Origin of the sequence: Clostridium sp. (genome assembly GCF_032552055.1) — a bacterium.
Lineage (GTDB): Bacteria > Bacillota > Clostridia > Clostridiales > Clostridiaceae > Clostridium.
Map to the genome: position 1 here is coordinate 1 of NZ_JAWGSV010000243.1, position 4,777 is coordinate 4,777.

Genomic DNA, 4,777 nt, shown 5'->3' on the forward strand with positions numbered 1-4,777 from the left:
AGCTGTCCTAGGACAGCTTTATTTATAATTAAAAATGAATAATGAAAAAATAAGGAGGTAATTCTTTCAGAATTACTACAATAAATTATTTTTTAAAACTCCGTAAGGAGTTTTTTCATTAGTTCTTAATTTTTTACTCTTCACTATACAAGAGAATTGCAGAGAATTAATGCTTTATTAAGTAAAACTAGCCTATATTGATATAAATATTGATAATTTAGATAATTAGGATAATTTAAATAGTATAGTTATAAATAGAAATTTGAAATAGTAATAATTAATATGATAGAATGAATTCATTATATTTTAAAATAAGGAGAATGAGTAAATGGAAGGTAGTCCCGGGAGTAGTTTAATTTTAATTTTAATCTTAATTGTTATTAATGCTTTTTTTGCATCAGCAGAAATGGCTATAGTATCATTAAACAAAACAAAAATAAGTATTTTAGCAGATGAAGGAAATAAAAAAGCTATATTGTTAAAAGGAATAATGAAAGATCCAAATAACTTTTTATCAACAATACAAGTTGGTATAACATTAGCAGGTTTCTTTGCATCGGCTTCAGCAGCAACATCAATTTCAGTTGGCTTTGCAAATGTATTAAAAGATTTTAATATACCATATAGTGAAAGTATAGCTTTAGTACTTACTACAATAGCTATATCATATATTACATTGGTACTTGGAGAACTAGTTCCTAAGAGAATAGCTCTTCAAAATTCAGAAAAGCTAGCTATGTCATCTATTAAAACTATTATTTTTATATCAAAAGTGGCCAAGCCTTTTGTATGGTTTTTATCTTTTTCAACAAGCTTAATACTTAGAATGTTAGGTGTAAAAACAGAAGGCATAGATGAGCAAATATCTAGAGAGGAAATAAGAAGTTTAATTGAGATAGGTGAAGAAAATGGTGCCATCAATCAATCAGAAAGAGAAATGATAGATGGAATTATTGAGTTTGATGATACAACAGCTAAGAAAATAATGACACCTAGAACTGAAACCTTTTTACTAAATGTAAATGCAAAAATTAGAGATTGTATAAAAGATATATTAGATGAAAACTTTTCAAGAATTCCTGTTTATGAGGATGATGTTGATAATATTATAGGAATACTTCATATGAAGGATTTATTTGCTAGTATAGTAGCAAAAGGTGTAGATAATGTTAATATTAAGGATTTACTTAAAGAGCCATGTTTCTTTATTGAAACCAAGAATATTGATGATTTATTTAAAGAATTAAAAGAAAAAAAGGCTTATATAGCTATACTAATGGATGAGTACGGTGGTTTCTCTGGTATTGTTACTATGGAAGATATCATAGAAGAAGTTATGGGGGAAATACTTGACGAGTATGATGAAAATTTAGATATAGAAAAAATTGATGATGATAATTTTATTGTTAGTGGACTTATGACATTAGAAGATGTTAGTGACTATTTAAATATAGAATTAGAATCTGAGTTTGCAGATACAATAGCTGGACTATTTATAGAAAAGCTTGGTGAAATACCTACAAATACAAAGAACTGCGAAGTAACTTTTGATAATATTACATTAAAGCTATTAAAGCTTGATGAAAAGAGAATAGATAAGATTCACTTAATAATCAATTACAGTGCAAAGGAAAAGGAAGCAGAAGCAGCACTTTGTTAAAAAAGTAATAAATAATGTATAGCACTCCTTTATATTAGTAAAACTAGTATAAAGGAGTGTGTTTTTTATGGATGAAAACTTGATTAAAGTCTTAAATGCCCATTTGCAAGGCGTAATAATGGGAGAAAATGAGATGATAAAATTAAAAGAAAAAGTAAAAGATTATAGGCTTAAAGTTTTAATTGATAATACTTTGCTTACAATAGAAGAACATAAAAAAGTCATTTTAAATGAAATAGAAGAATTAAATGGTAAAGCTGTAAAAGAAGAAGGGATATTTGGAAAGTTAGTTGAAATATTCAATAGTATTAAGGAAATGGCTATAGATAATGATAAGCAAATATTAGAAAAAGCTATAAAGGGAACTGAAATGGGGTTTAAAGCTATTTTAGATTTATTAATAAAGGAATCTAATTTTCATGAACATCTTGAAAAAAGTTTAATTAAAATCTCTGATATGTATAGTGACCATATAAAAGAAATGCAAGAGTATTTAATAACTATTAACTAAATCTATAGAAAAATAATAAAGATTAAGGAGTAGAAAAATGAGTGATAAAACAATGGTGTTTAGCGATGAAAATGGAAATAAGGTAGAATATGCTATATTAGAGCAGAAATTAATTTGTGGTAATGAATATGTTGCTATGGCACCAGTTAATGAAAGATCTAATATAGAAATATTTAAAATAAAATTTGATAAAGATTGGAATGAGTCTTTAAGTGAAGTTGAATCAGAAACTGAAATAAAAATGTATAAAGAAGTTTCGGCATTAAGTTTCTAGAAATAAATATTTAAATTACATATCTTATATCAGTAGGGTTACCGCACAAAAGTATCAATTAGAAATATAAAATTAAAAAAGTGTGAAGTGATTTGAAACAAATCACTTGAAAAATATATTTTTCAAAACTCATTTATGAGTTTTTTCATTAATTTTTAATTGTTATTTTCTAATTGTTAATTGTGAGGTGGCTCTTATTTTCTTTAAGAATATCATCCTTTTACACCTAATTTCTGTTTTAAGTTCACAAATAAAATTAACTATGAATAATATAAAGTAAAATATTATTAGGAGTAGTAATAATGAATAATTATAATTTAATAATGAGGCTTCAAGCTAAGATGCAAGATCCTAGATTTGCTGACAGATTTAATAGAATAGCTTCAGAACTTAACAACATTCCTGGAGTTCAACAAGAAGTATTAAGAATTGCTCAAATGGAAGATGAAAAAAAGAGAGAAAAAGCTATTTCTAGACTTCCTGATAGAGTTAAACAACTAGTAAGAGAAGTTGTATCTTTACTTAATGATTAGAAATTAATATTTAAGAACAAAAGAGTAAGATATGCATAATATGTAATATAACAATATTACAAGGAGATAAAAAAGATGGGAACTAATAATGAAAGAAATTCTGGAAATCTTGATGAAATTTTAAATAGAATTCAAGATGATGGATCAGATTTCAATTTTGATGAAAATGCTAATTTTAATAATTTTGATAACGACTTTGATTTTTCAGCATTAGAAGATTCAGATGATTTTACTAATTTTAACTTTAACCCTAATTCTATTAATGAGCCTATTGGTAATGCAAACTCAGCAGGATTTGGAGCAAATGAAGCACGATTAGGAGTAAATTCAGCAGGCTTAGGATTAAATGAAGCAGATTTAGCAGCAAGTGAAGACGATACATTTGCTAGAGGAAGTTCAGGTTGTGGATGTAATACTAATGAATGCGGAGTTATTGACAGTAGATGCTGGTTTGAAAAAGGGTTAAGGCAAGGCTTAGCACAAGGATTTGCTAATGGATATAATTGTGGCTTTGAGAATGGTAAGAAAGTTGGATATCGTAATGGATTTAGAGATGGACTAGAAAGAGGGTTAAGTAGAGCTGAAGAACTTGCAAGAGCTAGCTTCCAAAGGGGATTAAGAGAAGGCTTTAGAAGAGGATATAGAGCTGGTTATCAAAATGGATTCCAAGATGGATCTAGACAAGGTTTTGAAAGAGGAGCTAGAGCTGGATTTAGACAAGGTTATGATAGAGCTTTAAGAGATATGCAAAGATTTATTAATGAACGTTTATCCAATAATGACTGTAATAATAGATGTAATGGTAACAATGGAAATTGGAGAAGTTGTTCATAAAATTTTAAACATTAAATAAAATTACTTTCTTTAAATTTTATAATATTTTAATTAAATAAAAAGAGAGACCGTAATATTGAGTATAATATTGCGGTCTCTCTTTTATTTATAGTAATTGAAAAATAAAGGTTGTCAGTGTAAAATATACTATATATAAGTTAGGAGGTAATAGATGAATAATGTAGTAATAGCTTTTTTAATTACGTTATTTGCTGGACTTGCCACAGGGGTTGGAAGTTTGATAGCATTTTTAGCTAAAAGTACAAATAGGAAATTTTTATCAGTGAGTTTAGGATTCTCAGCTGGAGTTATGATATATGTATCTATGGTAGAAATATTTGTAAAAGCAAAAGATTCACTAATATTGGCGTTAGGGGTAAAGCAGGGGAACTACTTAACAGTTATTTCTTTTTTTCTAGGCATTTTTTTGATTGCCATAATAGACAAGTTTGTACCTAGTGGTGAAAATCCTCATGAGTTTAAGGGGATACTATCTGAGGCAGATGAAGAAGCAAAAAAGAATGCTGGACTTCTTAGAATGGGTAAGTTTACAGCATTAGCAATAGCAATACATAATTTTCCAGAAGGTCTTGCTACCTTTGTTTCAGCTTTAACTGATATGAGGATAGCAATTCCAATAGCAATAGCAATAGCGATACATAATATTCCAGAGGGAATATCAGTATCTGTCCCTATTTATTATGCCACTGGAAGTAAAAAGAAAGCATTTATATATTCTTTTCTATCAGGAATGGCTGAACCAGTTGGTGCTTTAGTAGGTTACTTCTTTTTAAGAAGTATATTTAGTGATTTATCTTTTGGTATTATTTTTGCTATGGTAGCAGGAATAATGGTATTTATTTCACTAGATGAACTTTTACCAGCAGCCGAAAAGTATGGTGAACATCATCTATCTATCTATGGATTAATACTAGGAATGATAGTTATGGCAGTAAGTCTTTTAT

6 protein-coding genes are annotated in these 4,777 nt (G+C 28.0%); all 6 read left to right on the top strand.

Annotated features, from left to right (window positions below; translation table 11 throughout):
- The first annotated feature begins 328 nt into the window (after nucleotides 1–328).
- On the top strand, nucleotides 329–1,660 hold the full coding sequence (locus E6248_RS13300) for a hemolysin family protein (protein ID WP_316341275.1): 1,332 nt from the start codon (nucleotides 329–331) through the stop codon (nucleotides 1,658–1,660).
- Nucleotides 1,661–1,727: 67 nt separating this feature from the next.
- Nucleotides 1,728–2,171, top strand: a complete 444-nt coding sequence (locus tag E6248_RS13305; protein ID WP_316341276.1) for a DUF2383 domain-containing protein — start codon at nucleotides 1,728–1,730, stop codon at nucleotides 2,169–2,171.
- A 37-nt stretch (nucleotides 2,172–2,208) separates the two neighbouring features.
- Nucleotides 2,209–2,445: a DUF1292 domain-containing protein gene (locus E6248_RS13310; protein ID WP_316341277.1), complete on the top strand. Its 237-nt coding sequence runs from the start codon at nucleotides 2,209–2,211 to the stop codon at nucleotides 2,443–2,445.
- 302 nt (nucleotides 2,446–2,747) lie between these two features.
- A complete protein-coding gene (locus E6248_RS13315; RefSeq protein WP_291668587.1) occupies nucleotides 2,748–2,978 on the top strand; it encodes a hypothetical protein in 231 nt (76 codons plus the stop codon).
- Between the two features lie 75 nt (nucleotides 2,979–3,053).
- The gene (locus E6248_RS13320) at nucleotides 3,054–3,812 is read left to right on the top strand and encodes a hypothetical protein (RefSeq protein WP_316341278.1); all 759 of its coding nucleotides are present in this window, start codon (nucleotides 3,054–3,056) and stop codon (nucleotides 3,810–3,812) included.
- A 172-nt stretch (nucleotides 3,813–3,984) separates the two neighbouring features.
- Nucleotides 3,985–4,777 (top strand): zinc transporter ZupT (zupT, locus tag E6248_RS13325; RefSeq protein WP_316341279.1); only part of this gene is annotated, 793 nt, incomplete at its 3' end.